This window comes from Micromonospora sp. NPDC050686 (assembly GCF_040654475.1).
Taxonomy (GTDB): Bacteria; Actinomycetota; Actinomycetes; order Mycobacteriales; family Micromonosporaceae; genus Micromonospora.
Genome location: NZ_JBFAID010000150.1, coordinates 1 through 1,073, shown reverse-complemented (window position 1 = coordinate 1,073; position 1,073 = coordinate 1). Strand labels below are relative to the sequence as shown.

The window sequence follows — 1,073 nt, the reverse complement described above, 5'->3', positions numbered from 1 at the left end:
GGTCGAGTGCTGTGGCAAGGGAGGTCGCAGATGCAGGAGGCACCAGACGATGCGCAGGTCGTGGAGCGGGTTGCGGCGTTGGACATCGGTAAGGCTGAGGTGGTGTGCTGCGTGCGGCTGCCCAGCCCGACTGGGTCAACCCGACGAGTGCAGGAGATTCGTACCGTCTCCACGATGACGCGGTCGCTGACTGGGCTGGGTGACTGGCTGGCCGACCTCGGCGTGACCCGGGTGGTGATGGAGGCGACGTCGGACTATTGGAAGCCGCCGTACTACCTGCTGGAAGCAGCGGGGTTCGAGGTGTGGCTGGTCAACGCCCGCGACGTCAAGCATCTGCCCGGCCGGCCGAAGACCGACAAGCCCGACGCGGTCTGGCTGTGCAAGGTAGCCGAACGCGGCATGATCCGCCCGAGTTTCGTTCCACCCGCCGCGATCCGCCAGCTTCGGGACCTGACCCGCTACCGCGTCGACCTGATCGGCGAGCGGGGACGGGAGAAGAACCGGGTGGAGAAGCTCCTCGAAGACGCCCAGATCAAACTGTCCGTGGTCGCCAGCGACATCTTCGGCGTCTCCGGCCGGGCGATGCTCGACGCCCTCGTCGCCGGGCAACGCGACCCGCACACCCTGGCGCAGTTGGCCCGTACCCGCATGCGCACCAAACTGCATGACCTGCGCGAGGCATTTGTCGGGCGCTTCAACGACCACCACGCGTTCCTGCTGGCCCGCATGCTCGCCCACATCGACATGCTCAACGCCGACATCACCGCGGTCGAGGCCCGTATCGAGGAGTTGGTTGCCCCTTTCACGGCAGCGGTGGCCCGCCTCGATGAGATCCCCGGTGTCGGCGCCACCGCCGCCCACGCCATCATCGCCGAGATCGGCCTGGACATGACCCGGTTCCCCACCGCCGGGCACCTGGCTTCCTGGGCCAAATTCGCCCCAGGAGTGAAGGAATCCGCCGGCAGGAACAAGGGAAACGGCTCCACCGGGCACGGCAACCGCTACCTCGCCCGCGTCCTGGGCGAAGCCGCCGTCGGCGCATCACGCACCGACACGTTTCTCGGCGAGCGATA

At 67.6% G+C, this 1,073-nt stretch carries 1 protein-coding gene; it reads left to right on the top strand.

The features are described 5' to 3' along the window. Positions 1-111: 111 nt before the first annotated feature. Positions 112-1,073: IS110 family transposase (locus tag AB0H57_RS32860; RefSeq protein ID WP_357512646.1), on the top strand; the 962-nt coding region annotated here is incomplete at its 3' end.